The sequence below is a fragment of the Methylobacter arcticus genome, assembly GCF_050917435.1.
Taxonomy (GTDB): Bacteria; Pseudomonadota; Gammaproteobacteria; order Methylococcales; family Methylomonadaceae; genus Methylobacter_A; species Methylobacter_A titanis.
On record NZ_CP159583.1, the window covers coordinates 2,655,070 to 2,678,544 of the forward strand.

Sequence of the window (23,475 nt, forward strand, 5' to 3'; positions counted from 1 at the left end):
AAGACACTTACTATAAAATAACCGCCTATTTTACAGAATTTACCTTCAATAATGAAAACAATAACCATCACCAAACCGGATGACCTGCATTTACACGTCAGAAACGGGGCCGTTTTAAAAACCGTTCTGCCGCATACCGCGAGGCAATTTGCCCGCGCGATCATCATGCCCAACCTCAAGCCGCCGGTAACGACGGTCGCTCAGGCCTTGACTTATCGGGAAGAAATTCTGCAAGCCATTCCTGCCGGCCTGGATTTTACGCCGCTGATGACGCTGTATCTGACCGGTTCGACAAGCCTAGATGAAATCAAACAGGCCGCCGAATCCGAACATATCCATGCCTGTAAACTTTATCCGGCAGGTGCGACCACCAATTCCGATTCCGGCGTCGCTGACATCAAGGCGATTTATCCGTTATTGGCGGTAATGGAGCGACTGGACATCCCGCTGCTGATTCATGGCGAAGTCACCGATGACGCTTGCGATATTTTTGACCGGGAACGGATATTTATCGACACCTATCTTACCGACATCACCGATAATTTCCCCGGTTTGCGCATCGTGCTTGAGCATGTAACCACCGCTGAAGCCGTGCAGTTTGTACAAGCATCCAGCACAAATGTTGCTGCGACCATTACCCCCCAACATTTACTGTTTAACCGCAATGCGCTTCTGGCTGGCGGCATCAGACCGCACTATTACTGCCTGCCGATTATTAAACGCGAGTCTCATCGTTTGGCATTAGTCGAGGCCGCGACCAGCGGCAATCCGAAATTTTTTCTGGGCACAGACAGCGCTCCGCATCTGACTTCATTAAAGGAAACCGCCTGCGGTTGCGCCGGATGTTACAGCGCTCATGCAGCTTTGGAGCTATACGCGGAAGCATTTGAGCGGGCGGACGCCTTGGACAAACTGGAAGGCTTCGCCAGTTTTTACGGTGCCGATTTTTACCGTTTGCCCAGAAATTTAGGCACGGTCACGCTGGAAAAAATCACCTGGAAAGTGCCGCCTACTTATGGAGAGGGTAACCTGTCCATCACGCCGCTCAAGGCAAATGAAGAGTTGTGTTGGAAATTAGCTAAAGGCTAAAAATGCAAGCTTTTTCGCCCTTCGCCTGATTTTTAATACGGTTTAACCGGAGCCAAATTATCTTCATTAAAGTCCTCATCAAGATCCAGCAGATCCACTCCTTCCGGCAAATTGCCATCGTGAATCAGATATTCACGCTGCTGAAAATAGGCACTTTTAAAAAACGCATACCGGTCTACAGCCGCTTCCGAGGCAATTTTTTCGGTATCCAGATTGTCTGCCCGTAAGTCAGCGGCATTCAACGCAAACAGACTGCCGGTGATAATGCCACTATCAATATAGCTAATAGGATTCATTGCCGCATCGCCGACCAGACCGCCCACGCCACGAGGAGAACTGGGGCCAAAAAACGGCAACACCAGATAAGGCCCCATCGGCACCCCCCAAACGCCCATGGTTTGATCGAAATCTTCATTATGTTTGGGCAAATCAATTAGGCTTGCAACATCAACCAAACCGCCAATACCGGCAATACTATTCACCAGAAAACGCGAGCCATCCATACCGGTTTGCTCTATTTTACACTGTAACAGATCATTAATTGTCACCCCTATATCTCTAATATTACCAAAGAAATTAGTCACTCCCTGATCAACAAACGATGGCGTTATCCAGCGATAACCTTTAGCAACCGGCTTCATTGCATAATCGTCAAGGTTGTCATTAAACGATTGCACGCCCCTATTCCATTCTTCGTATGGATCTTTAGGGTCATTGGCAACAGTCGCGCATCCTCCCAACGTACTCAATAAAACAAGAAATCCAAGCGGGGTCATTAATTTTTTCTGTTGCATTACATTCTCTCTACTTTTGCTATTATTTTTTATAATTGAGTAAACTTTCGCGTAACATATCATAAATTACCGCATTTATTCCCCCATCATTTCAGCACTTCTTGGCAAACTTTAAAAAATGGATACACCTGTAACTCCCTTAGACAAACGCTTCCGCGGTTACCTCCCGGTAGTCGTCGACATAGAAACAGCCGGATTTAATCCCAAAAAAAATGCATTGCTAGAAATTGCGGCCGTCATCGTTGAATTTGACGGTAACGGTGATCTGGAAATTACCGAACGTTATACCACACACGTTATTCCCTTTAAAAACTCCGAACTCGATGCTGCCGCACTTAAGTTTAACGGCATAGACCCGCACCACCCATTTCGCATGGCGATCGACGAAAAAGAGGCGCTGCACATGCTATTTAAACCGATTAAAGATGCCGTCAAGCGTAACAACTGTACTCGGGCAATTCTGGTCGGACACAACCCGGCTTTCGACATCGGCTTCTTAAATGCAGCCATTCAAAGAACCCAAATAAAACGCAGTCCTTTTCATCCGTTCAGTACCTTCGATACCGCAACATTAGGGGGATTGGCCTATCAACAGACCGTATTGGCAAAAATCGCCCAAACGGCAGGATTAGACTGGGATAACGAAAAAGCACATGCAGCGCTCTATGACGCGGAAAAGACAGCAGAATTATTCTGTATGATAGTCAATCGATGGAAACAACTGGAGTCGATTGCTAGTTGATGACAAAAACAAGCACACGAATGACGGACTTTTCCATAAAAATCCACGTCATCCGCGTGCCATACCTTACTCCGCTATAGCACCGGCCTCAGCCAGCATTTTTGCAAGTTCACCCTTTTGATACAGACCGATAACAATATCGCAGCCGCCGACCAACTCGCCGCCGATATAAAGCTGCGGATAGGTTGGCCAGCTTGAATATTCTTTCAGTGCCTCGCGAAGCTCAGGATCCTCGAAAATATTAACGTGCTTATATTTAGCATGACAGGCTTCTAATATTTGAACTGTCTGGCCAGAAAAGCCGCATTGAGGAAAATCCGGCGACCCTTTCATATATAAAACAACCTGATTATTTTCAAGTTGGTCTTTAATTCTTTCAACAACACTCATGATGATTCACCCGATTAATAATAAACCTAGTAATTTTATCAACTTTATATTTATTAAAAAAGGAAATCTTTCAATTCAACACTCCAGCCATTATATTGGGAGGGCATTTAAATAGGTTCAGCTTGTTTCGGCTCGGAGCCCAAGCAGAGACCGTAAAAATGTTATATTTATGTTGCAACAGCTTTGATAACAGCGGCAAAGCGTCTATATTCCAACTGACATCAATGGATTACCCAAGAAGAACGAGGTTTCTTTTGCAACTTATTTTTATGCCCCATGTTTAGCTTAGCCATACCAGTCATCTTGGGACTGCTGTATGCCAATGCCGGCGAATGGCTGATGCATAAATACATACTGCACGCGCTGGGCAAAAACCGGCAGAGTTTCTGGACTTATCATTGGCATGAACACCATGCGGTTTGCGCCAAAAACGCGATGCTTGATCCGGGCTATCAATCTTTGTCGTTAACAACATGGAACACCCAAACCAAAGAATTGGCGGTGTTAGCAGGCATTGTACTGCTGCATTTGCCGTTGCTTCCACTCTTTCCCCTGTTTACCGGCGCGGTGTATACGTCTTTAATGCTTTATTACTACAAACATCGCAAAGCTCATCTAAATCCTGCCTGGGCTAAACAGCATTTACGCTGGCATTACGATCACCATCTTGGCGGTAACTGCGCCGCGAATTGGTGTGTGACCTGGCCCTGGTTCGACTACCTGATGGGAACCCGCATTAAAGACAAAAAGCTTGACTAGGCTGACAACTGACAAATCCTAAGCCGGTCGGAATTTGCAACCCCGATCGAGCGGAATTTAGTCTGATCAATACCCGTACTTACGAAGTCAAAGCTGCCTTTAGCGCTACCGGCGAAGAACAGGATATGCGCGTGGTTACCGGAGGAAGCCGTGTGGTGCCAAGCCGCGCCAGAGTGGTCAATGCTCCAGATGCCGATTCGCCCGCCAATGATTAAAAATTGCCAGCCTGCCGTTCTTGCACCTGCCCATTGATGCCAACTAAAACTGTCGTTGCCAGCCCATAAAAAATACCATGCTCAACAATACCGGAAATGCCGTTTAAGATGTCATTGAGTGTTTTAGCATCGATGTGCTGATCAAAGCTTATATCCGCTATTAAACTGCCGTGAGAGCTTATCGCAACACCCTTTTTATGGGTATTTTGGCGTAAATCGCCATGCCCGCCGCGTGCTTCCAACTGTTTTTTAACCAGCTGCCAGGCACATGGCATCACTTCAATGGGAATCGCAAAATGCTGACCGATTCGCGCAACTAACTTACTCGCTTCAATCAACACGATAAATTGCTCACTGGCAGTTGCCAGCAGTTTTTCGCGCACCAAGTCAGCCCCTTGACCTTTAAGTAAGGTTAATTCCGGCGACACCTCATCAGCACCATCGACATAAAGATCAAGATGGCTAACCCGCTTGAAATCAACCGTGGTTAAACCGAGTTGTTGCGCCTTAATCGCACTCGCAACCGAACTGGCGACCGTGATCACCTTAAGCCCCTGTTCACGGCTACGATACGCCAGCTCTTCAATAAAATAATTCGCTGTAGAGCCGGTGCCAAGCCCGACCAGCATCCCATCTGCCACTTGCTTAGCGGCATGTTTGGCAACAAGTTCTTTATCGCTCATCGTTTACACCTTTATTTAATAGCAGAATGCGACACTGTAGAGTTCTTCTTGAGGCTAGTTAACACGCTGATAAATATTACCCGCCATTGTCACTCCGACCAAGGTAAGCGCACCGGCAACAACGCCCGCTAAGGCATTGAGCAGCGAAGAAATCAGTGTTTCCGCCATGCCGCCGATAGTAAGCACAACGCTGGCGCTTTGAGCCAGTTGCTCAATGAAGTGATGCGCTACGGGAATGCCGTGAATCAGAATCCCGCCGCCCACCATAAACATTGCCGCCGTGCCGACAACTGTCAGCAACTTCATCAGATAAGGCGCGCCATGCAACAAGATCAGTCCAATTTGGTGTTGAATTTTCGCCCATAAACCGAGTCCAGGCTTTTGGCACAGATAAAGGCCTGCGTCATCCAGCTTCACTATGATTGCTACCAGACCGTATACACCGGCGGTCATCATCAGCGCAATGCCGGAAACCACGGCCACTTTGGTCGTAAAAGCCGCTGTTGCCAGGGTACCCAGTGTGATAACAATAATTTCTGCCGACAACACAAAGTCGGTACGAACGGCTCCTTTAATTTTATCCCGTTCAAACGCCACCAGGTTAATCTCGGGATTGGCGACTGCCGCAGCCAGTTCGGCATGACGACTTTCATCTTCGTCATGGGAATGCAATAACGGGTGCGCCAGTTTTTCAAAACCTTCAAAACACAGATAGGCGCCACCCAGCATCAGCAACGGCATGATCAACCACGGCGCAAGCCAACTGATTGTCAGCGCCGTCGGCACTAAAACCAGCTTGTTTTTCAGCGAACCTTTCGCTACCGCCCACACCACCGGCAGCTCCCGGTCTGCCCGAATGCCGGATACCTGTTCGGCATTCAGCGCCAAATCATCGCCCAAAACGCCGACAGTTTTTTTCGCCGCAATTTTGGTCATCAGAGCCACGTCATCCAAGACTGTAGCAATATCATCGAGTAAAACTAAAAGGCTTGTACCGGCCATATTGAATTATTTGGGTTAAAAGTTAGTTGAAGAAATTTCAGCGCTTAATCTACAAGGCCGTTAAATAATAATTTTCTCCCCTACTCGAGGAATATTGGCATTCCATCCGCTGCGCTTGAAGCAGGTCTGCAATGACAATGTGGCCGTTTTCTCACCATGTATCAAATAAAGACGCGGCTTGGGTTCTTTAAAATGACTAGCCCAAGCTAACAACTGACTTTGATCGGCATGAGCGCTTAACGCGCCCAATGTATGCACTTTGGCCGCCACATTGACGTCTACGCCCAGGATTTTCAAATGCGATTTTTTCCCGTCAACAATAGCCCGACCCAAGGTGCCTTCGGCCTGAAAACCTGCGATGATGATATGCGCATTGCGCCGCCATAAATTGTATTTAAGATGGTGACGAATGCGCCCGCCGGTACACATGCCGCTACCGGCAATAATAATCACGCCACCGGCAATACGATTGACGGCCATGGATTCTTCCGCAGTCTGTGAATAGACCAACCCAGGCAACCAAGCTTGCCAGCCGTTAGGCGCAACTTTGGTAAACTCGGGGTCATCGATATTGAATAAGTGTGTATGTTCAGCGTAGATATTGCTGGCACCGATAGCCATCGGGCTGTCCAGATAAATCTTTTGCTGCGGCAATCCGCCCTGACGCTGAATTTTACCCAGCCAATAAATCAGATCCTGAGTTCTGCCTACCGCAAAAGCCGGAATAATCACATTGCCGCCGCTATCTGCGGCTTCTGCCAAAGCCTCGCGTAGTTCCTCCAGGGTATTTTCCAGAGGTTTATGGTCACGGTCGCCATATGTGGATTCAAGCAACAACACATCGGCTTCGGTTAGAACGGTTGGATCACGCAGTAACGGCGCATTCTTGTTGCCCAAGTCGCCGGAAAAAACCAGTATTTTGGTTTTATCTTGATCCTTGATTCGCAAACGTACGATCGCTGAACCGAGTATATGCCCGGCTTCATGAAAAGAAACGCTCAGCTCAGGCAATATTTTGCTTTCCACGCCATAAGCTATCGGCTGACGCAGCGCCAATATCGCTTTTACATCGGCCTCCGTATATAAAGGTTCAAGCAACGGCTTACCGGCGCGTTCCCGACGTTTATTTTCCCATTCGATGTCTCTTAATTGCAGATGGACAGCATCCATCAGCATCAATTCCAGCAGCGGGAAACTGGCTTTAGTCAGAAAGACCGGTCCCTTGAAACCCTCTTTAACCAGCTTGGGCAAGCGTCCGCAATGGTCAAGATGGGCATGAGACAACACCACCGCATCAATAGTCGCCGGATTAAAGGGGAAATCAGCTTGATTTTGTTCTTCTGTTGCTCTTGAACCCTGAAATAGCCCGCAATCAAGCAGTATTCGGCTGGAGTCGGTTTCCAATAAATAACAGGAGCCGGTAACTTGGCCTGTTGCACCTAAAAAAGTAAGATTTGCCATCGCATTGCCTTGTCATGTGTAAAAATTAACATAATAATGTCATCTGCAAATGATCACATCAAATTTCCTCGAATGACAGAGTTGATGTTAAAATCGGGCCATCACCGAGTCGTTCAGCAAAAAGCTTATTATCCTATTAAAAGAGTTTTGTCGTAACCCAGCGACAAAACTTAACTTCACGAATTTTTTCAGCGAAGAACTAAATTGAAAAAGACCATAAGACACTCTATCCCCCGATTGCTCCTGTTTTTTTGCTTAGGTCTCCCCATGCAAACACTACTTGCTTTGGGCCTACCTATGCCAGCAGCGCCTACTGAAGATCCCCTCAATCAGGAACCCGGCATAGCTCAGGAAATTACCGCCATTATTTCGACAAAACAGCACCCCTACCTGATGCTGTCCAATTTCGAAAATCGTACCGAAGATATTGAATCCCTCTATAAAATGTCGAACCATCAATTACTGTGGCTAGGCAATCGGAATACCGAAAAAAATATCACCGATGGGCTTAATCTGTTGGCTAAGGCAGCTGATCACGGTTTAAATCCTAAAAATTACGATATTGAAACCCTACAACGAAATCGACAAATTGCCTTATTGCTCAAGCCTGATTCCTATAAGGAATTAGCGTTATACGATACAGCGCTCAGTATCTCATTGCTACGCTACTTGCATGACTTGCATTATGGACGAATAAATCCACAGGGTATAAATTTTAACTTAAAGTTAAGAGAAAAAAAGCTGCTTGATTTACCGGCGTTGATTAAAAATAGTCTGGCACAAAACACGCTAGCTAAATTACCGTTATCGGTTGAACCTCAGCTAAAACAATACCCAAAGTTAAAACAGGCATTGGCTAGCTACCGCCAACTTGCCGCGAATACGCCGCGTTTAAAACTGGATATTAAGAAAACCTTGCTCCCCGGAGACGCTCACCCGCAAATTGGCGAACTACGCCGGTTTCTAATCGCTGTCGGCGATTTGCCTGAAGATAAAACCGTTATCAGTACTGAAAAACCCTCCCATTTGCCTAAAGATAAAACGGCTATCAGTACTAAAATAGTGCCAATCTACACTGACGCTATCGTTACCGGAGTTAAGTCGTTTCAAAAACGGCATGGACTTACTGCGGATGGACATATCGGAAAAGGCACTGTCGCTATGCTCAATGAGCCTTTAAGCCAGCGAGTCATACAAATCGAATTGGCTATGGAAAGATTGCGCTGGTTACCTGAACTCAATACCGGAACATCCATTATTGTTAATATTCCCGCCTTCCAATTATGGGCATTTGATTCGATTGCTCAGACCGATGCAAACATAGTTAATATGAAGGTCGTTGTCGGCAAAGCACTGAAACATCAAACCCCGGTGTTGATGGCAGAAATGCACTATATAGATTTCATGCCTTACTGGAATGTCCCTTCCAGCATCACAAAAAAAGAAATACTGCCAAAGTTGCTTAAAAACAACAACTATCTTAACCAGGAAAACATGGAACTGGTCGCTGTTAACCGCAACACGGAAACGCCTACTGCACTTAATAGAGAAACCCTGAATATGCTTCAACAAGGCAAGTTAAGAATCCGACAGCGTCCGGGGGGAAAGAATGCCTTGGGCAGAATAAAATTTATTTTTCCCAATAAGGAAGACGTGTATTTGCATGACACTCCGGCAAATGCCTTATTTAGCCAATCGCGAAGGGATTTCAGCCACGGTTGCGTGCGGGTTGCGAACCCTCAAAAACTGGCTGAGTTTGTACTTAAAAATCAGGATGACTGGAATCCGGAAACGATACAGCTCGCCATGAATACACCAAAAAATCGACGTGTTCTTTTGAAGGAACCTATACCGGTATTGTTTTTTTATACCACGGCTTTTTTTGACCAATTTGATAATTTAGAGTTTTATCCTGATATTTATGGTCATGATGCTGTATTACTAAAAGCCTTGAGTAAAGCGAATGATCTGCCTGATCAGTCACTTTTTTTCAGCAGCAATACGGCACAGGAAGCGTTAATCAAATAGACTTTGACACATCCTCCCCGACCTAAAGGCCATAGCTATCTACACAAGTTATTTGCCCGTTGTCGCGATCAAGAGTAGGACGGGGTTTTACGCAACACGTGGATAAACATAGCATTATGACGTAAACAGCTATTGATTCCTCCCGATAATTACCTTTACTGCCGCCATCCATGGCGCAAGGTAATTGTCGACATGCCCACTTTCATGCGGATTAAACAGGGCGGAACAATTGCCAAAAAAAAGGACACGAAGTTTTCTTCGTGTCCTTTTGTGTGTTTCGTGGTTTATTACGGCTTACATTACACCAAGCTTATACCTGGATATAAGCTAACTGCCCCAGCTTCTTACGCTGCCGGTATCCAAATGCACAAAATTGGATCTTGAGTAATAACCAACACCACCACGCTGCATGGCCAGCGCTGCATTTCTAATCCGTTTGGAATCTATACCCTCAAGACGTATGTCAATAGCCCGGCCCTGCATATGCAGGCTGTTTTTGGCAACGCCATCGCTGTGTTTACGCAAATCGGCATTAGTAGCCGGTGAACGGTAACCGGAAACAATATTAAAAGGCTTTCTGACTTCCAGACTGTGTTTTAAATCATACAACTGATCCAGCAATGCAGGATCAATGGGATGAACACTACCATCGTGGTAGTCGCGAAACAGATGATTGATTTCGAGAAGTGCATCTTCAACATAATCCCCCTGCTCAAAATAAGTCAGCTTTAAGCGGTCGCCGGTATGCGTATTATGTAAAGCTAGGACCTTATGCGAAGGCGAGTTTTGAGCTAATGTGGTATGAGTAGCAATCTTATGTGAGGACTTTTTTGAGGAAAGGTAATGATGTAACCTGTCATGAACAGGTGTTTTATGCGAAGCATGTACATGTGGGTCTATATGATGTCTAGCTCTAGCATTGACGACATCGATTCCTCCCACCATTAACAAGGAACCATAAGCCATATTTTTCAAAAACTTGCGTCGTGATAAAATAAGATCACTTTCATTCATAGTTGGTTGTGCTCGCGTTGATGCTTTATAGATATTAATACCGTTATATTATTCTGATCATTTAACCTTAAATTAGTCTTAAGTAACCTTAAATATTTCATACAAAAACATCCTTTCTGCTGCTGTATATGTAGCATTATGAAACTATTACTCTATTTAAAACCGCCCCATTATCAGGAACACAATGAACATATCGGTACTAACCCTGTTTGCGGTATTTGCGTTGATCACCGTGCGTAAAATCGGCCATTTTAATATCAAGATCTGGCAATCAATGACCTGCGGCGCACTGACGGTATTGGCTACCGGCGAGATTAGCGGAGTTGACGCCCTAAAGGCCATCGATTTCAATGTGATGCTGTTTCTGTTCGGCATGTTTGTCGTCGGCCAGGCGCTGGTTGCCAGCGGCTATCTGTACGCCCTCGCTTATCATTTATTTAACCGGATGACCTCAGTGCCGCAACTGATTTTCGGCATTTTATTCGGCGCGGCCTTGAGCTCTGCGTTGCTGATGAACGATACGCTCGCCATCATAGGCACACCGCTAGTGCTGCGCCTTGCTCGGGAACACAACATCAACAGTACGCTGCTGTTATTAACCCTGGCTTATGCCATTACCATCGGCAGCGTAATGAGCCCTATCGGTAATCCCCAAAATTTCCTGATTGCCAGTCAGGGCGGATTACCCGCACCTTTTCTGACTTTTTTTAAGGCGCTCACTATCCCTACGCTGCTTAATTTGATTGTCACCTATTTAATTTTACGGCTGTTTTATCGACAACAATTCATTGCCGCTATGCCGCTTACTCATAATCCGGTCAAACTATTGGATAAAAAACTGGCTAAATTGGCCCAAATCTCGATATTTTTGTTGATCGGATTAATAACACTTAACATCATTCTTTCTGCCGTGCACAGCACGATGCAGCTTAAATTAAGCCATATCGCCATTCTCGCCGCCCTACCGCCAATTTTATTCAGCCCTACCCGGCTAAACTTATTAAAAAGTCTGGACTGGTCAACCTTACTGTTTTTTGCTGCCATGCTTGTGTTAATGTCCAGCGTCTGGCAAACCGGCATCATGCAGCAACAGGTTAATGAATTGCACATAGACCTGACAACAACTTCGGCTATCATGTTGCTCAGCGCCTCGTTCAGTCAGTTGATTTCCAATGTGCCGCTGGTAGCGCTGTATCTGCCGATGCTGCCCCATCCGAGCCCCGAATCGCTAATGGCTCTGGCAGCCGGCAGCACTATCGCCGGTAATATGCTGATTCTGGGCGCCGCCAGTAATGTAATTATTATTCAGCATGCGGAAAAGCATGAAGCTACCCTGGGTTTTTTTGAGTTTGCCCGAATTGGAATTCCCTTGGGCTTTATCAATCTATTGATATACTGGACCTGGTTTCGCTATGGGTATGACTAACCGCGTCCCTATTTAAATATTGCACCGCTAATGGACGACACACATGCGCAAAAAAGCCGTTAAACCCTCTGCTTATCTAACCGAAGTCAAAACGCTATCGGATCGGATCGTCAAGGCTCAACAACCGATTCGCATACTCGACGCAATCAAATGGGATGACCATATTAAGCAGGCTTTTTTTGATGGCAATTGCAAAAAACCGCCCATAGTCACACCGGATTATTATCAAAAACGTCCACTGGGGTTTGATCCAAACGAAAAGAGACTTGAGTTTTATCAGATTGAGCGTGATTTAATGCGAAAACTTGGCCAACTCAACCCGCTCAGTGTGATCATGCGCCGAATTTGCCGGGAGTATCAGGACGTAGTACGCATGTTGGAGGCGCGAGGAACCCCGACATTTTCCAATATTTCTCAGGAATTATACGGCTCATCCCAGGATGTTTTCCATGTCGGCGATCCGACCATTGCCGGTCTAGGCAGCATGATGGAAGAAACCCTGGCGCAATTATTGAAGCTGGATTTCCTGGTCGAAGAACCCAAGACCATCAATGCCAAAGATGCGGTAGCCATCCTTAACGAAAAAATAGAGGCTGTGTTTCCCGGCGATGGCCTGCGCGCCATGCTCAGCGACGGTATCGTCGCCGATGCCGCCGCCGGTACCGATTACATCAAATTGCGCGCCGATGCATTATTCAATATGCGCGATTTGCGCGTGCTCGAAGTTCATGAAATATGGGTGCATCTGGGCACCACCCTGAACGGTCTGGCTCAACCTTATTGTACCTTTCTCGGCAAAGGACCGCCTTCCGCGACCATCACCCAGGAAGGACTGGCGGTATTGATGGAAATATTAACCTTCAGCTCCACGCCTAATCGGCTGATGCGCCTGATCAACCGGGTGCGCGCTATCACGCTGGCCGAAGAAGGCGCTGATTTTTTGGACATATTTAATTTCTTTATCGAAAAAGGGCTGGATAATGAAGAAAGTTATACCTTAAGCAGCCGAGTATTTAGAGGCAGCAGCTCTGACGGCATGCCGTTTACCAAAGACCTGACCTATATCAAAGGCTTCGTATTGACTTATAATTTCATGCGTCTGGCGGTCAGCAAGGGCAAGCCGGATCGCATTCCGTTACTGTTTTGCGGCAAAACCATGATCGAAGATATGAAAGTGCTGGTCGATTTGGTTGACGAAGGCACGGTAATAGCACCACGTTTTCTACCACCGCAGTTTAAAGATCTAATGGGACTTTCATCCTGGCTGAGTTTCAGCCGCTTCATGTCATCAATGAATTTCAAACAACTGGAACAAGACTACGCCAATGTTTTATGATGACACGATATTTAAAATGTGAGTGGTTTCGTCTACAGAGTTGTTAGCGTTAACTGCAACCCAAAGCATAACGAGAGCTCACCTTAATATTGGTTACGACAAAAATAACTTAAAGGTCATCCTATGAAAACACCAAGACTACTCGCTATATTTTTTATCGCAGCTTGTTTTAGCACCGTCAACGCCTCTGAGCATCACGGCGGACACGGGGGCGGCGGAGGTGGCGGGGAGCAATCCTGTGTCAAGCCGCAGTTAAGCAAATTTACGCCTGCCCATTTAGCGTCCGTTGCACCGGGATCAGCGTTCTCTTTTCTGGCTTTTAACGTGAGCAAGCCTGAACAAATTCACGTCACCGTTAAAACCATTCCCGTTGAAGTGACTACGGAAAATAAGGACACATTTTTTCTAGTAAAAGGGCAATTACCCACCGAGTTAGTTAACACCGCTGCAAGAATCAACATCAAGGTGAATAGTAAAATTTCAAGATGTGATGTCGAAAATGGCTGGCTGGTAAAAATTACCGAAAAATAAGGATGATTATGTAGGGCGCGAGTGCCGCGCCCTAATTCACTGCCACACCGACTCAACTTTTGGGAGTACTTTATGCCTACAAATAAGTCAATTAAACAATGCGTAGCTTACTGCTTGGCGCAACGCTTTGATATTAGCGCCTTAGCAAAACAACTATCAGACTCAGCGCTGATACGACTTATTAAAGGTGCATTACTCATTGAGGACAATCAATCCTGGTCGGTGGTTTTTGCTTATGGTGCTGTCGTACACTGGAATGTCAGCTCAGAACAGCAGATCAAGCTGCATCATTTATTATTAGATCATGCAGAAAACATACTAGCCGCCGCAGAGGAAGACCATTTCACTTTCATTCTTGATTGTCCGATCACACGCATTATTGAAGATCATCTTGAAATCGAGTCTTCCGATCCCATTGTGATATTTTCATTATCCCAAGGTATGGCCCAATCGATTAAGCTCGCCTCTTTTGAAACCAACGCGATAACCACCATCAACAATACCAGCTACATTCCAAAATCATTAGCTAAAACCGGAAAAATCAACTTAAGCCGCCATCAAATCGCGAAAATTCGCGGACAACTGTTTTTAACCAAAAGCGACATCATTTTAAATTACGACTTGCTGGATACGCCTGATTTCTTTTGGGAATATCCGGAATATGAGGTATTTTACGGGATCACCGCAAAATACCTCGAAGTAAGCCCGCGAACTGACGTACTGTCAAAAAAGCTGGAAACTATCCGCGAGTTATTTGAAATGCTGGCCGATGAGCAAAAACATCGACATTCATCAATACTGGAATGGATTATTATCTGGCTGATTGCTTTTGAAATAGGCATGGCAATAGTCGACAAAGTACTCTAAACAATTAAATTTATCATGCTCAGCTACCGACACTCTTTTCACGCAGGCAACTTTGCCGACGTTTTAAAACATATTACCCTGATACAAAGCCTTGAGTACTTAAGAACTAAAGACAAACCATTCTGCTGCATCGATACCCATGCCGGCCCCGGAAAATATGCGCTGGACGGTGACTACGCCTTAAAAAACCGGGAATTTGACAACGGCATCGCCAAGTTATGGCAACGTAATGACTTACCGGATAGTGTTGCCCACTATGCCAGCCTAATCAAACGCTTTAACAGCTCCGACCAATTAACCCGCTATCCCGGTTCGCCGTTAATTGCCAAACAATTGCTGCGCGACAAAGATCGCCTGTGTTTATTTGAACTGCATAACACCGAAATAAAGCTGTTAACCGCTGAAGCCAACAAAGACAAGCGCATCAACGTATTTCACGCCGATGGTTTAACCAGCTGTTTAAAATTGTTGCCGCCGTTCGAGCGCCGGGGTCTGGTACTGATTGATCCTTCGTATGAGATGAAAAGCGATTACCAACAGGTGGTTGAAACCCTGATCGCCATGCATAAACGTTTTGCCACAGGGACTTATGCACTTTGGTACCCGGTCATTGAGCGCAGTCGAAACCAAAAACTGGAACGCGCGATAAAAGCCTCCGGCATCAAAAATGTGCAACTGTTTGAGTTAGGGCTACGCGCCGACAGCGATGAACACGGCATGACCGCCAGCGGCATGATCATGATCAATCCTCCGTGGACGTTAACCGCTGAGATGAAACAGATCTTACCTTGGCTGGCCGATGTTTTAGGCCATAATGGCGAAGGTTTTTACCGGATACAGACCCTGGCTGGCGACGACTGAATGGACTCAGGAGGTAGAGCAATGCATGCAGGAGCAGTTGCCGGATAGTTCCCCAGTCTTCATCCTTAAAACGGCGATTTATCCACAAAAAGCACGAAATAAATCAATAGGCTGTAATAAAAAGGGGGGCAAGTTAGGTTACATTACTGATGCGAACTAAAAGTAACCTGACCCCTTTCTAGCGGGCGAATTAGTTAAACGTTAGTTCTCGGACAGCCTCCTAGTCGGATCATACCCGCCCACCCACGCCTTTAAACTTCTCAACAAAAGTGGCAATTTTTTGGAAAACACTTTGTTTTTTGCTTAAGTATTGTGGATTCAGCGGACTCATTTTGGGAAGGATTGCATTTAGCTCAGTGCCGTTTTCACTGGCATACTCTCGTTTTAACGATGCCGTGATATAACGCTTAGCAGCTTCTGCATTCAGGTTTTCATCATTAATTAATTCTTCTGCTTCACGTTGTTGTTCTGACTGAGCAAAGGTAAAGAAAGCATCAATAATGCTGGCTTTGTCGGGGATATTATCTAAATTGGTTTGATTGATAAAATCAACCACCAAGCCTTCTTTGGCGCGGCTGCCAAGGCTGGCACGAATTAAACGCCTCACCTCATCAACCAATGCAGCTTTATCTTTAAGCTTTTTATTGTTTTCAAAAATCAATTCCAGAATGTAATCCAGATTAATCTCTTGTGATTTGAGCAAATCTACTTCAAAAACCACATCATCCCAATCAATGGTGGAGGTGTCTTTTTCATTGCCGGATTTTTCACGGCGAAGCCAATCGCGAATATCGTTATAAGTTGAACGGTAATCTTGAATAGTGCGCTCGGCTGGTACCTTAATCGCCTGCATAGCGGCCAAGTCTTCATCGCTTATATAGTGCTTAGCTTTAAACGCCTCTACAGCTGTAGGGTCAGTCAAATCTAAGCTTTGCAAGGCCTTCAACCCAGAAAATTCGTCGTAGTTTTGCAGCACATTCTCGACACGCAAATATTCACCAAATAATTTAGCGAAGTCTTTTTTATCTTTTTCTTTAACAATGTCATCAGGGGTAGGGAAACGTTGTTGTAATTCCGCCACCACGTCCATATAACCACGTCGTGCTTCACCTGTTGCCACATCGGTAAAACCCTCCATGTATTCTTTGTAGCTTTTCTCCAGCACCACGTTTTTGGTGTTGTTGTCCCCAAATGACGTAATGGCATCAATGGTGGCTTGCTCTAAATCGCGAAAGGTGACGATGTTGCCAAACGTCTTGGTGGCATCATAAATACGGTTAGTGCGTGAATACGCTTGCATCAAGCCGTGATAGCGCAGGTTTTTATCCACGAACAAAGTGTTCAACGTGGGGGCATCAAAGCCCGTTAAAAACATGCCCACTACAATCAGCAAATCAACTTCTTGATTTTTTACCCGCATGGCAAGATCGCGGTAATAGTTTTGAAACGCATTGCTATCAACACCGTAATTGGTTTTAAACATCGCGTTATAGTCATCAATGGCCGCGCTTAAAAACTCTTTAGCGCTGCTATCCATTGCCGTGAGTTCAAAGCTCTCATCCAAAATATCCCCTACAGCATCTTGTTCTTCATTGGCGGCAAAAGAGAAAATGGTGGCAATCTTAAGGGGTTTGTGCTTTTCTTTATGTAAATGGTCTTTCTGTAAACTCTTCAACGATTCATAGTACAACTTGGCTGCATCCACACTGCTCACGGCAAACATGGCATTAAAACCTTTGCCATTGGCTTGTAAGCGATGCGTTTTTTGCTTGAAGTTATTTAAGATGTACTGAGAAATCTCTCGAATACGGTCGGGGTGCAATAAAGCTTGTTTGTTTTCCGCCGCTGTTAGTTTCTTCTCGTCTTGTTCAGATTCAATCGCCTTAAACTGTGGGCGCACATCGTTGTAGTCCACTTTAAACTTCAACACTTTATCATCGCGAATAGCATCGGTAATCACATAAGAATGCAATTCATGCCCAAACACGCTAGCGGTGGTTTCTGCGCCCAAGGCGTTTTGTGGGAAAATAGGCGTACCCGTAAAACCAAACTGGTAGAATTTTTTGAATTTTTTCTTTAAGTTTTTTTGCGCTTCACCGAATTGCGAACGGTGCGCTTCATCAAAAATAAACACCACTTGCTTGCTGTAGATGGGCAAGTCGCCTTCACTTTTCATTAAGTTATTCAGTTTTTGAATCGTGGTAACAATGATTTTATTGTCATCTTTCTCAAGGTTACGCTTTAGCCCTGCGGTGCTGTCAGAGCCATTGACGCTATCGGGCGAAAAGCGCTGGTATTCTTTCATGGTTTGATAGTCGAGATCTTTACGGTCAACCACAAAAAAAACTTTATCAATAAAACTCAACTCAGTTGCCAAGCGTGCCGCTTTAAAGCTGGTTAAGGTTTTGCCCGAACCAGTGGTATGCCAAATAAAGCCGCCACCCTCAAGGGTGCTCCAGTTTTTCGCTTGATAAGCACTCTTAATTTTCCACAAAATGCGCTCGGTTGCGGCAATTTGGTAGGGGCGCATCACCAACAAGGTATTGCTAACGTCAAACACCGAATAATGCAGCAGCACATTCAACAAGGTGTTTTTTTGAAAAAACGTTGCGGTAAAATCTTTTAAGTCTTTAATCAACGCATTATCTGATTTCGCCCAATTCATGGTGAAATCAAAACTGTTTTTATCGCGCTTGGTGGTATTGGCAAAATAACGACTATCGGTACCGTTTGAAATCACAAAAATCTGCAAATATTTAAACAGTGAATTCTCTGTATTAAAACTTTCTTTGCTATAACGATGCACTTGGTTAAAGGCTTCGCGTATCGCCACGCCGCGTTTTTTCAGCTCGATTTGCACCAATGGCAAACCATTCACCAAAACGGTGACATCGTAACGATTAGCCTGCGTACCCTTTTGTTCAAACTGTCTAATCACCTGCATTTTATTGCGGACAATATTTTTCTTATCCAATAGGACAATGTTTTGGATGTGCCCATCATCAAACACAAAATCATGAATATAGTCGTCATGAATTTTTCGGGTTTTGTCGATGCTATTATCGCTGGGCTTATCTAAATATGCCTCAACAAAACGCAGCCATTCACCCTCTAAAAACAGCACATTATTCAGGGCTTGCAGCTGCACACGCACATTAGCCAGCATTTTTCGTGGGTGTTTACATCGCGCAGATATTCATAGCCTTGGTTTTCTAAGTCGGCGATAAACTCACGTTCTAAATCGTATTCGCTTTGATAGGCTTCATTGACCTGTGAACACTTGGTGTATTTATCTAACACGATAAAGTTATTCGATTCTGCAATAGTTTTATATTCGCTCATTGTTTATTTGTCTCTAACTGGGATCGAATCAACGCATTTTGTCTGATCACCAAATTTGCAACTTTTCGTTATCGTGGGCAGAAAGCGCATTTTTTTACCCACGTTCTGTGTATATGGGTAAAAAATTCGACTTTTTACCCATGACTTCCCCCAACATTCAAAAGCAACTCAAACAATCTGTCATTCAAGTAATAATTCTCTTTACCTAATCGATGTTTGCTGAGTAAAGCCATATCCACTAGCACATCAAGATATTTGCTTGCCGTTTTCCGATTGACTTGCAATTCATTGGATACAAAATCAATTTTGGTATAGGGATGCCGAAAAATATTGTTAATAAGATCTTGACTGTAGATCTTTGGTTGCTTATCACGCAAATCATGCTTGTACTGTTGCATCAATTTATTAATCGCTACGACCAATTGCGTGGTTTGCACGGCGGTTTGTTCTACTGCATCAAGCATATAGAGCAACCATTCAGACCAGTCATGAGTTTCACGCGTCGCTTGCAACAGTCGATAGTAGTCGGCTTTGTTTTGGTTGATGTAGCGTGATAAATACAGTATCGGCGTATCAAGCAAACCTTGCTGCACCAAATACAAGATGTTAATCACCCGTCCCGTACGTCCATTGCCGTCATAAAAAGGATGGATGCTTTCAAATTGATGATGAATCACTGCCATTTTGACCAGTGCATCCCAGTCACACAGTTCGGGCTGATTGATAAATTGCTCCAAATTACCCATCAATGCGACAATTTCATCGGGATGCTGGGGTGGCAAATAGACCACTTCTCCGGTTTGGTCATTTTTGAGTGCAGTGCCTGTTTGTTTACGATAACCCGCTTGGTTTTCTTCTATCCCCGCTTGAATGGTCAAAATATCATTATTGGTCAATAAACCCGTTTGGCGAATTCGCTCAAAGCCTGCCCGTAAGCTTGCGGCATAATTGTGAACCTCTTTAGCAGCTAGTGTAATGAAGTACCGATGTGCATGGTCACTGCGGTACAAATCATCATGCGTGGTAATGATATTTTCTATCGCAGAACTGTCTTTAGCTTCTTGTAATGACAGAGTGTTAATTAAAATGCTTTGATTGGGCATGGATGCCGCCACCCCCTTCAACTCAGCCAAGGCTTTGTGTGCAAGCGCTGTTTTCTTGAGGATAGCTTTGGTTTCAATATCGCCCAAATCAGGTAATGTCGGCATCTTGTGTTTTGTCATGGCGTGATAATTCTTGGTTTAGGTATTGCTAATGTTCAGATGCAATTCTCTCACCAGTGGTGAGAGTTTTTCATCCGCCTGATATATTTCAAAAAACGGCTTCATACGCCACAGGTTTTTATCGCTAAAGGCTTTGAGTTCAGGCACTTGCTGCGCGATGAATGCGGCCAAATCGGCCACAACACCTTTACCCCAGGCCGCTGTACTGACTTTATGGCTAATGATTTGACCAATTTGCCAATACAAGTCGATAAGGGCCGTGTTGATTTGCGCAAAAACCTTGTGGCGTGATTGTTGAATATGTCGTAATACATCGACAAAGTCTTGGTGGCTATGTAGAGCTGATTTAGTTTCGATTGTCACTTTGCTCTACTTACTGCCAAAAACTATAATTATTAATCAAATGATTAAGTAAAAACTTAACAGTTTTCTTCTCTGGTTCAGTTGGCTCTGCAACCTCTTCATTAGATAATGTGCGATGGCTATGAAATTGCATAACTCGGTTTGAATAAGTCACTTTATCGTCAGGCAAGAGATCAGACCATTTTGGATAACCAAGAAAATTAGCCGTTTTTTCATATAAATTACGCAATAGCATAAAATGATATTTTTGAATTTCATTCCGCTCAATCGCTTGCTCAATCGTCTGCTTCAAATGTAAATGGTATGAAAAGCCTTTGTTGGAATCGCCCTGCTTTTCATCAAGTTCAAACGTCCCGTCCTCAAGCCGACCTAACATATAACAAGCCTTAGATTTAAGTTCATTGTGTAGCACGTTATAAAAAAGTGGGTTATGCATCGATACAATAAACTTAAGGGATGATTCACTGGATTTGATTAATTCTGCTAAATGTACCGCCAATTCAATCAAATGGTTCTCGTCCAACGAACTCACAGGGTCATCAATAAATACATATTCCAACTGATTAAATTGATCTGTTTCACGATCAGTTAGTTCGGGAACATTCATCACGCTAATGACTTGTTCGAGCAGGCTATAAAAAACACTCCAAATAAAGTTGCTTTCTTCACCTTTTGAAATCTTGATATTCCCTGACCGCTCTTTATTTCCACGCTCGAAAGAAAAGCTGACTTCAGAAAAATTCTCATTGAAATGCGGCGTTAATTTTTCATTGGCGTAGTGCTGAAAAATAGCAATAATATTTGGTCTTGACCTTGTTCTTTAAGCACCCAATCAGTGAAAGAATTGGGTTGAATCTTTAATTTCGGCTCGACATCATGCTCTAAATCGTTTTCCCAATAGAACAAGTCTTCCGTAAACGCATTGTAATAAAGAATTTTTGTGCGAGCTAACTCTGTTTGCTCTGCATCTTCATCACTATCTATTTTCGGAGCGATTAACTTTTTAAATGCGCGTGATAAGCCGCGTTTTACCCGTGCCATTGAACGCATAAATCAATTGAACTTTTTTATCAGAAGCTTTGAGTTGCTGTGCAATTTCCGTTAGCGACTTGCCCACGCTATGCCTCTACTTCCGCTTTGGGAAAGCTCAACAGCAAATCGCGATAATACGCATATTGCTGCTGACGCAATGTAATTTCGCGTGGCAAACCTTCGGTTATCGAGTTCGTCAATGCGTCGAATTTATCCAAGATAGATACGATGCGCTCTTGTTCTTCTGGATTATTGGGAACGGGAAAGCGGTACTCCATTATTTTAGATTTATCACCACGTGGCATTTTTGCGCCTTTAGCGTGTTGCATATTGTAATCAAAGAATCTTTCATCAGCTAAAACCTGATATAAATACCGTGGCTTTACCGCCTCATCCCTTGGATGAATAACAAGTACATCGCCATTTGTGCCACCAACACAATCAGCGTGCCATATCTTCTTTAAGTAAGGGCGAATATTACCGATTAAGATATCTCCATCATGATATTCAGTTAAATTACCTCCGGTTGGGACATAATTAGATTCTGTTTTTCCTGCTCGATTTTGCAAGAGATTATCAACGCCTACATAATTCGTTTTATCAAGACGATTAAAACTAATACGTGTTTGTGAATACTCCGCCACTTCGCCCAAGGCTTTCCATTCCACTTCGCCTTCTTCAAAACTTAACAACTGGTCGCGATAGTAGTTGTATTGCTTTTTTCGGGCTGTAAGCTCCGCTGTAAGCTCAGCTGTAAGCTCAGCTGTAAGCTCCGTGAAATTGTCCAAAATTCGGACAATTTCAGCTTGGATATTGAGGGGTGGGATGGGGATTTGGAGTTTTCGCAAATTATCATTGTAAAGACGTTGAATTGTCCCCCCTTCAGCAATGCCCCAATTTGCAATTTGGTAAAAGTAAAACAAATATTTGTTTAAAATTTGGCTTTCATCATTTTCAATCCAAACAATATTGCTGTCTTGAAAATACGCATCCTTTCCATCGAATATGACAGTTCTTCCAATCGTACCGCTCGCAGAAATCAAAATTTCACCAACTTTTGGATAATTGTATTTTGCTTTGTATTCTTCAAATAATTTTTGAGGAATATAAGCATCAGGTTCTTTGCCAAAAGTTCCAATTTTGTAAAACGGAATTTCACCCTCAGGCGAAGTTTGATTTTTTAAGATCCGTTTGCACATGCGCACTTCACCAACTTCCCCCAATGCCTTCCATTCCACCTCAACGCCTTCAAGCAGTTTCTCCATAAAGCTCAAATGACTCATGCGTTATCTCCTTTATTCTCTATAGCTTTGATTGCCCTATCAAAATCAGATTCGTACAGGCGATCCTGCACAATGCGGTATTTTTCAAATTCACTTATCGCGTGAGCTTTGGCGATTTCGGCGCTGACTTTACCTGCGTCTTGCAAAATCTCTCTATCGGTGGCCGCAATAAAACGATTCAGGCGTTCTTCCCAATCGGCCATCGTCAGGGGTATCTGTCTCATTGCCATGTCTTCGGCAATATCTAGATAGGCATTGACCAGCCTTTGTAATTGGGCGATTTCTTGGTTGCTTAGGTAATTTTTGGCAATGCTGACATCAAATTTTTGAATCTTGCCTTCGGGTGCATCTTTCCATGACGTTAAGCCCATATTGGTTTTTTCGGCATCGGCGCGGGTATAAACCATTTCGGCGGCGGTTTGCCCATGAATTGCCCAGTGCAATTTGTTTTGTACGGTCGCAAAGAACCGCTTGGTGGCTATTGCCGTTACATCGTAGTCCAGAGCCGTGGCGTAGATGTCGGTAACCTTTTGATAAAACTTGCGCTCGCTAAGTCGTATTTCACGAATACGCTCAAGTTGTTCTTCAAAATATTTTTTGCCAAGGATAGAGCCATCGTTTTTAATGCGCTCATCGTCCATGACATAGGCTTTGATGGTGAATTCCTTGATGATGCCTGTTGCCCATTTGCGAAACTGTACCGCACGCTCGGAGTTAACTTTGTAGCCAACAGCGATGATAGCCGAGAGGTTATAGTACTGGGTATTGTAGTTTTTGCCGTCTTTAGCAGTTATTCGAAAATTTCGAATAACTGAATTCTCCTCTAGCTCACTATCTGAAAATATTTTTTTTAAATGGTAGTTAATGGTATGGGTTTCTACATCATACAAAACACCTATCATTTTCTGGCTGAGCCATACGTCTTCATCCGCATAGACAGCCTCAACACCGCCCTTGCCGCTGGCTGCGACAAAGGTAAGGTATTCTGCCGCCGACGAGCGAATAGTGGGCGACGGGAGATTCTTTTTGTCCAT

General features: G+C 44.3%; 23 protein-coding genes. 9 read left to right on the forward strand and 14 right to left on the reverse strand.

Translation table 11 applies throughout. The annotated features are described in order from the left end of the window. Positions 1–51 precede the first annotated feature (51 nt). Complete coding sequence (gene pyrC / locus ABXJ76_RS12645; RefSeq protein WP_432740951.1) at positions 52–1,089, forward strand: dihydroorotase; 1,038 nt, start codon at positions 52–54, stop codon at positions 1,087–1,089. 32 nt (positions 1,090–1,121) lie between these two features. On the opposite strand, the gene ABXJ76_RS12650 is transcribed toward pyrC, so the two are convergent. Continuing rightward, entirely contained in the window at positions 1,122–1,883 is a 762-nt protein-coding gene (locus ABXJ76_RS12650; protein ID WP_432740953.1) for an MlaA family lipoprotein, read from the reverse strand. Positions 1,884–2,001: 118 nt separating this feature from the next. On the opposite strand from ABXJ76_RS12650, the gene rnt reads away from it, so the two are divergent. After that, a complete protein-coding gene (gene rnt / locus ABXJ76_RS12655; protein ID WP_340122697.1) occupies positions 2,002–2,625 on the forward strand; it encodes a ribonuclease T in 624 nt (207 codons plus the stop codon). 66 nt (positions 2,626–2,691) lie between these two features. Here rnt and grxD read toward each other — a convergent pair whose 3' ends face one another. Continuing rightward, a complete protein-coding gene (gene grxD / locus ABXJ76_RS12660; RefSeq protein WP_432740955.1) occupies positions 2,692–3,015 on the reverse strand; it encodes a Grx4 family monothiol glutaredoxin in 324 nt (107 codons plus the stop codon). A 276-nt stretch (positions 3,016–3,291) separates the two neighbouring features. On the opposite strand from grxD, the gene ABXJ76_RS12665 reads away from it, so the two are divergent. After that, positions 3,292–3,774 (forward strand): hypothetical protein, encoded by a 483-nt coding sequence (locus ABXJ76_RS12665; protein WP_432740956.1) that lies wholly within the window; start codon positions 3,292–3,294, stop codon positions 3,772–3,774. A gap of 211 nt (positions 3,775–3,985) precedes the next feature. Here the strand turns inward: ABXJ76_RS12665 and rpiA are convergent, their stop codons facing one another. From rpiA to ABXJ76_RS12680, 3 genes are read right to left on the reverse strand one after another with little or no spacing between them, the layout of a single operon-like run. Then, complete coding sequence (gene rpiA / locus ABXJ76_RS12670; RefSeq protein WP_432740958.1) at positions 3,986–4,672, reverse strand: ribose-5-phosphate isomerase RpiA; 687 nt, start codon at positions 4,670–4,672, stop codon at positions 3,986–3,988. Between the two features lie 54 nt (positions 4,673–4,726). Beyond that, on the reverse strand, positions 4,727–5,674 hold the full coding sequence (locus ABXJ76_RS12675) for a DUF808 domain-containing protein (RefSeq protein WP_432740959.1): 948 nt from the start codon (positions 5,672–5,674) through the stop codon (positions 4,727–4,729). A gap of 60 nt (positions 5,675–5,734) precedes the next feature. Next, a complete protein-coding gene (locus ABXJ76_RS12680; protein ID WP_432740961.1) occupies positions 5,735–7,135 on the reverse strand; it encodes an MBL fold metallo-hydrolase RNA specificity domain-containing protein in 1,401 nt (466 codons plus the stop codon). 267 nt (positions 7,136–7,402) lie between these two features. On the opposite strand from ABXJ76_RS12680, the gene ABXJ76_RS12685 reads away from it, so the two are divergent. Further along, on the forward strand, positions 7,403–9,163 hold the full coding sequence (locus tag ABXJ76_RS12685; RefSeq protein WP_432740963.1) for a L,D-transpeptidase family protein: 1,761 nt from the start codon (positions 7,403–7,405) through the stop codon (positions 9,161–9,163). Between the two features lie 327 nt (positions 9,164–9,490). Here the strand turns inward: ABXJ76_RS12685 and ABXJ76_RS12690 are convergent, their stop codons facing one another. Continuing rightward, positions 9,491–10,177, reverse strand: a complete 687-nt coding sequence (locus tag ABXJ76_RS12690) for a YcbK family protein (RefSeq protein ID WP_432740964.1) — start codon at positions 10,175–10,177, stop codon at positions 9,491–9,493. 184 nt (positions 10,178–10,361) lie between these two features. On the opposite strand from ABXJ76_RS12690, the gene ABXJ76_RS12695 reads away from it, so the two are divergent. From ABXJ76_RS12695 to ABXJ76_RS12715, 5 genes are all read left to right on the forward strand, one after another. Continuing rightward, positions 10,362–11,603, forward strand: a complete 1,242-nt coding sequence (locus ABXJ76_RS12695) for an SLC13 family permease (protein WP_432740966.1) — start codon at positions 10,362–10,364, stop codon at positions 11,601–11,603. A gap of 43 nt (positions 11,604–11,646) precedes the next feature. Further along, positions 11,647–12,939, forward strand: a complete 1,293-nt coding sequence (locus ABXJ76_RS12700; RefSeq protein WP_432740968.1) for a flavohemoglobin expression-modulating QEGLA motif protein — start codon at positions 11,647–11,649, stop codon at positions 12,937–12,939. Positions 12,940–13,062: 123 nt separating this feature from the next. Continuing rightward, positions 13,063–13,470: a hypothetical protein gene (locus tag ABXJ76_RS12705; RefSeq protein ID WP_432740969.1), complete on the forward strand. Its 408-nt coding sequence runs from the start codon at positions 13,063–13,065 to the stop codon at positions 13,468–13,470. A gap of 72 nt (positions 13,471–13,542) precedes the next feature. Further along, positions 13,543–14,337 (forward strand): RMD1 family protein, encoded by a 795-nt coding sequence (locus tag ABXJ76_RS12710; RefSeq protein ID WP_432740970.1) that lies wholly within the window; start codon positions 13,543–13,545, stop codon positions 14,335–14,337. Positions 14,338–14,352: 15 nt separating this feature from the next. Further along, on the forward strand, positions 14,353–15,198 hold the full coding sequence (locus ABXJ76_RS12715; protein WP_432740972.1) for a 23S rRNA (adenine(2030)-N(6))-methyltransferase RlmJ: 846 nt from the start codon (positions 14,353–14,355) through the stop codon (positions 15,196–15,198). Between the two features lie 229 nt (positions 15,199–15,427). On the opposite strand, the gene ABXJ76_RS12720 is transcribed toward ABXJ76_RS12715, so the two are convergent. The 8 genes from ABXJ76_RS12720 to ABXJ76_RS12755 all read right to left on the reverse strand — a co-directional run bounded on the left by ABXJ76_RS12720 (position 15,428) and on the right by ABXJ76_RS12755 (position 23,475). After that, the gene (locus ABXJ76_RS12720) at positions 15,428–18,364 is read right to left on the reverse strand and encodes an HsdR family type I site-specific deoxyribonuclease (protein WP_432740974.1); all 2,937 of its coding nucleotides are present in this window, start codon (positions 18,362–18,364) and stop codon (positions 15,428–15,430) included. Next, positions 18,328–18,540, reverse strand: a complete 213-nt coding sequence (locus ABXJ76_RS12725; RefSeq protein ID WP_432740975.1) for a hypothetical protein — start codon at positions 18,538–18,540, stop codon at positions 18,328–18,330. Before ABXJ76_RS12725 ends, ABXJ76_RS12720 begins: the two co-directional genes overlap by 37 nt. Positions 18,541–18,674: 134 nt before the next feature. After that, complete coding sequence (locus ABXJ76_RS12730; protein ID WP_432740977.1) at positions 18,675–19,763, reverse strand: Fic family protein; 1,089 nt, start codon at positions 19,761–19,763, stop codon at positions 18,675–18,677. Between the two features lie 18 nt (positions 19,764–19,781). Further along, positions 19,782–20,126 (reverse strand): DUF1016 N-terminal domain-containing protein, encoded by a 345-nt coding sequence (locus tag ABXJ76_RS12735; protein ID WP_432740979.1) that lies wholly within the window; start codon positions 20,124–20,126, stop codon positions 19,782–19,784. 10 nt (positions 20,127–20,136) lie between these two features. Further along, entirely contained in the window at positions 20,137–20,736 is a 600-nt protein-coding gene (locus ABXJ76_RS12740) for a hypothetical protein (RefSeq protein ID WP_432740981.1), read from the reverse strand. 149 nt (positions 20,737–20,885) lie between these two features. After that, positions 20,886–21,167, reverse strand: coding sequence for a hypothetical protein (locus ABXJ76_RS12745; RefSeq protein WP_432740982.1), 282 nt, complete (start codon positions 21,165–21,167; stop codon positions 20,886–20,888). A 77-nt stretch (positions 21,168–21,244) separates the two neighbouring features. Then, positions 21,245–22,441 (reverse strand): restriction endonuclease subunit S, encoded by a 1,197-nt coding sequence (locus ABXJ76_RS12750; protein ID WP_432740984.1) that lies wholly within the window; start codon positions 22,439–22,441, stop codon positions 21,245–21,247. Further along, entirely contained in the window at positions 22,438–23,475 is a 1,038-nt protein-coding gene (locus ABXJ76_RS12755) for a virulence RhuM family protein (protein ID WP_432740985.1), read from the reverse strand. Before ABXJ76_RS12755 ends, ABXJ76_RS12750 begins: the two co-directional genes overlap by 4 nt.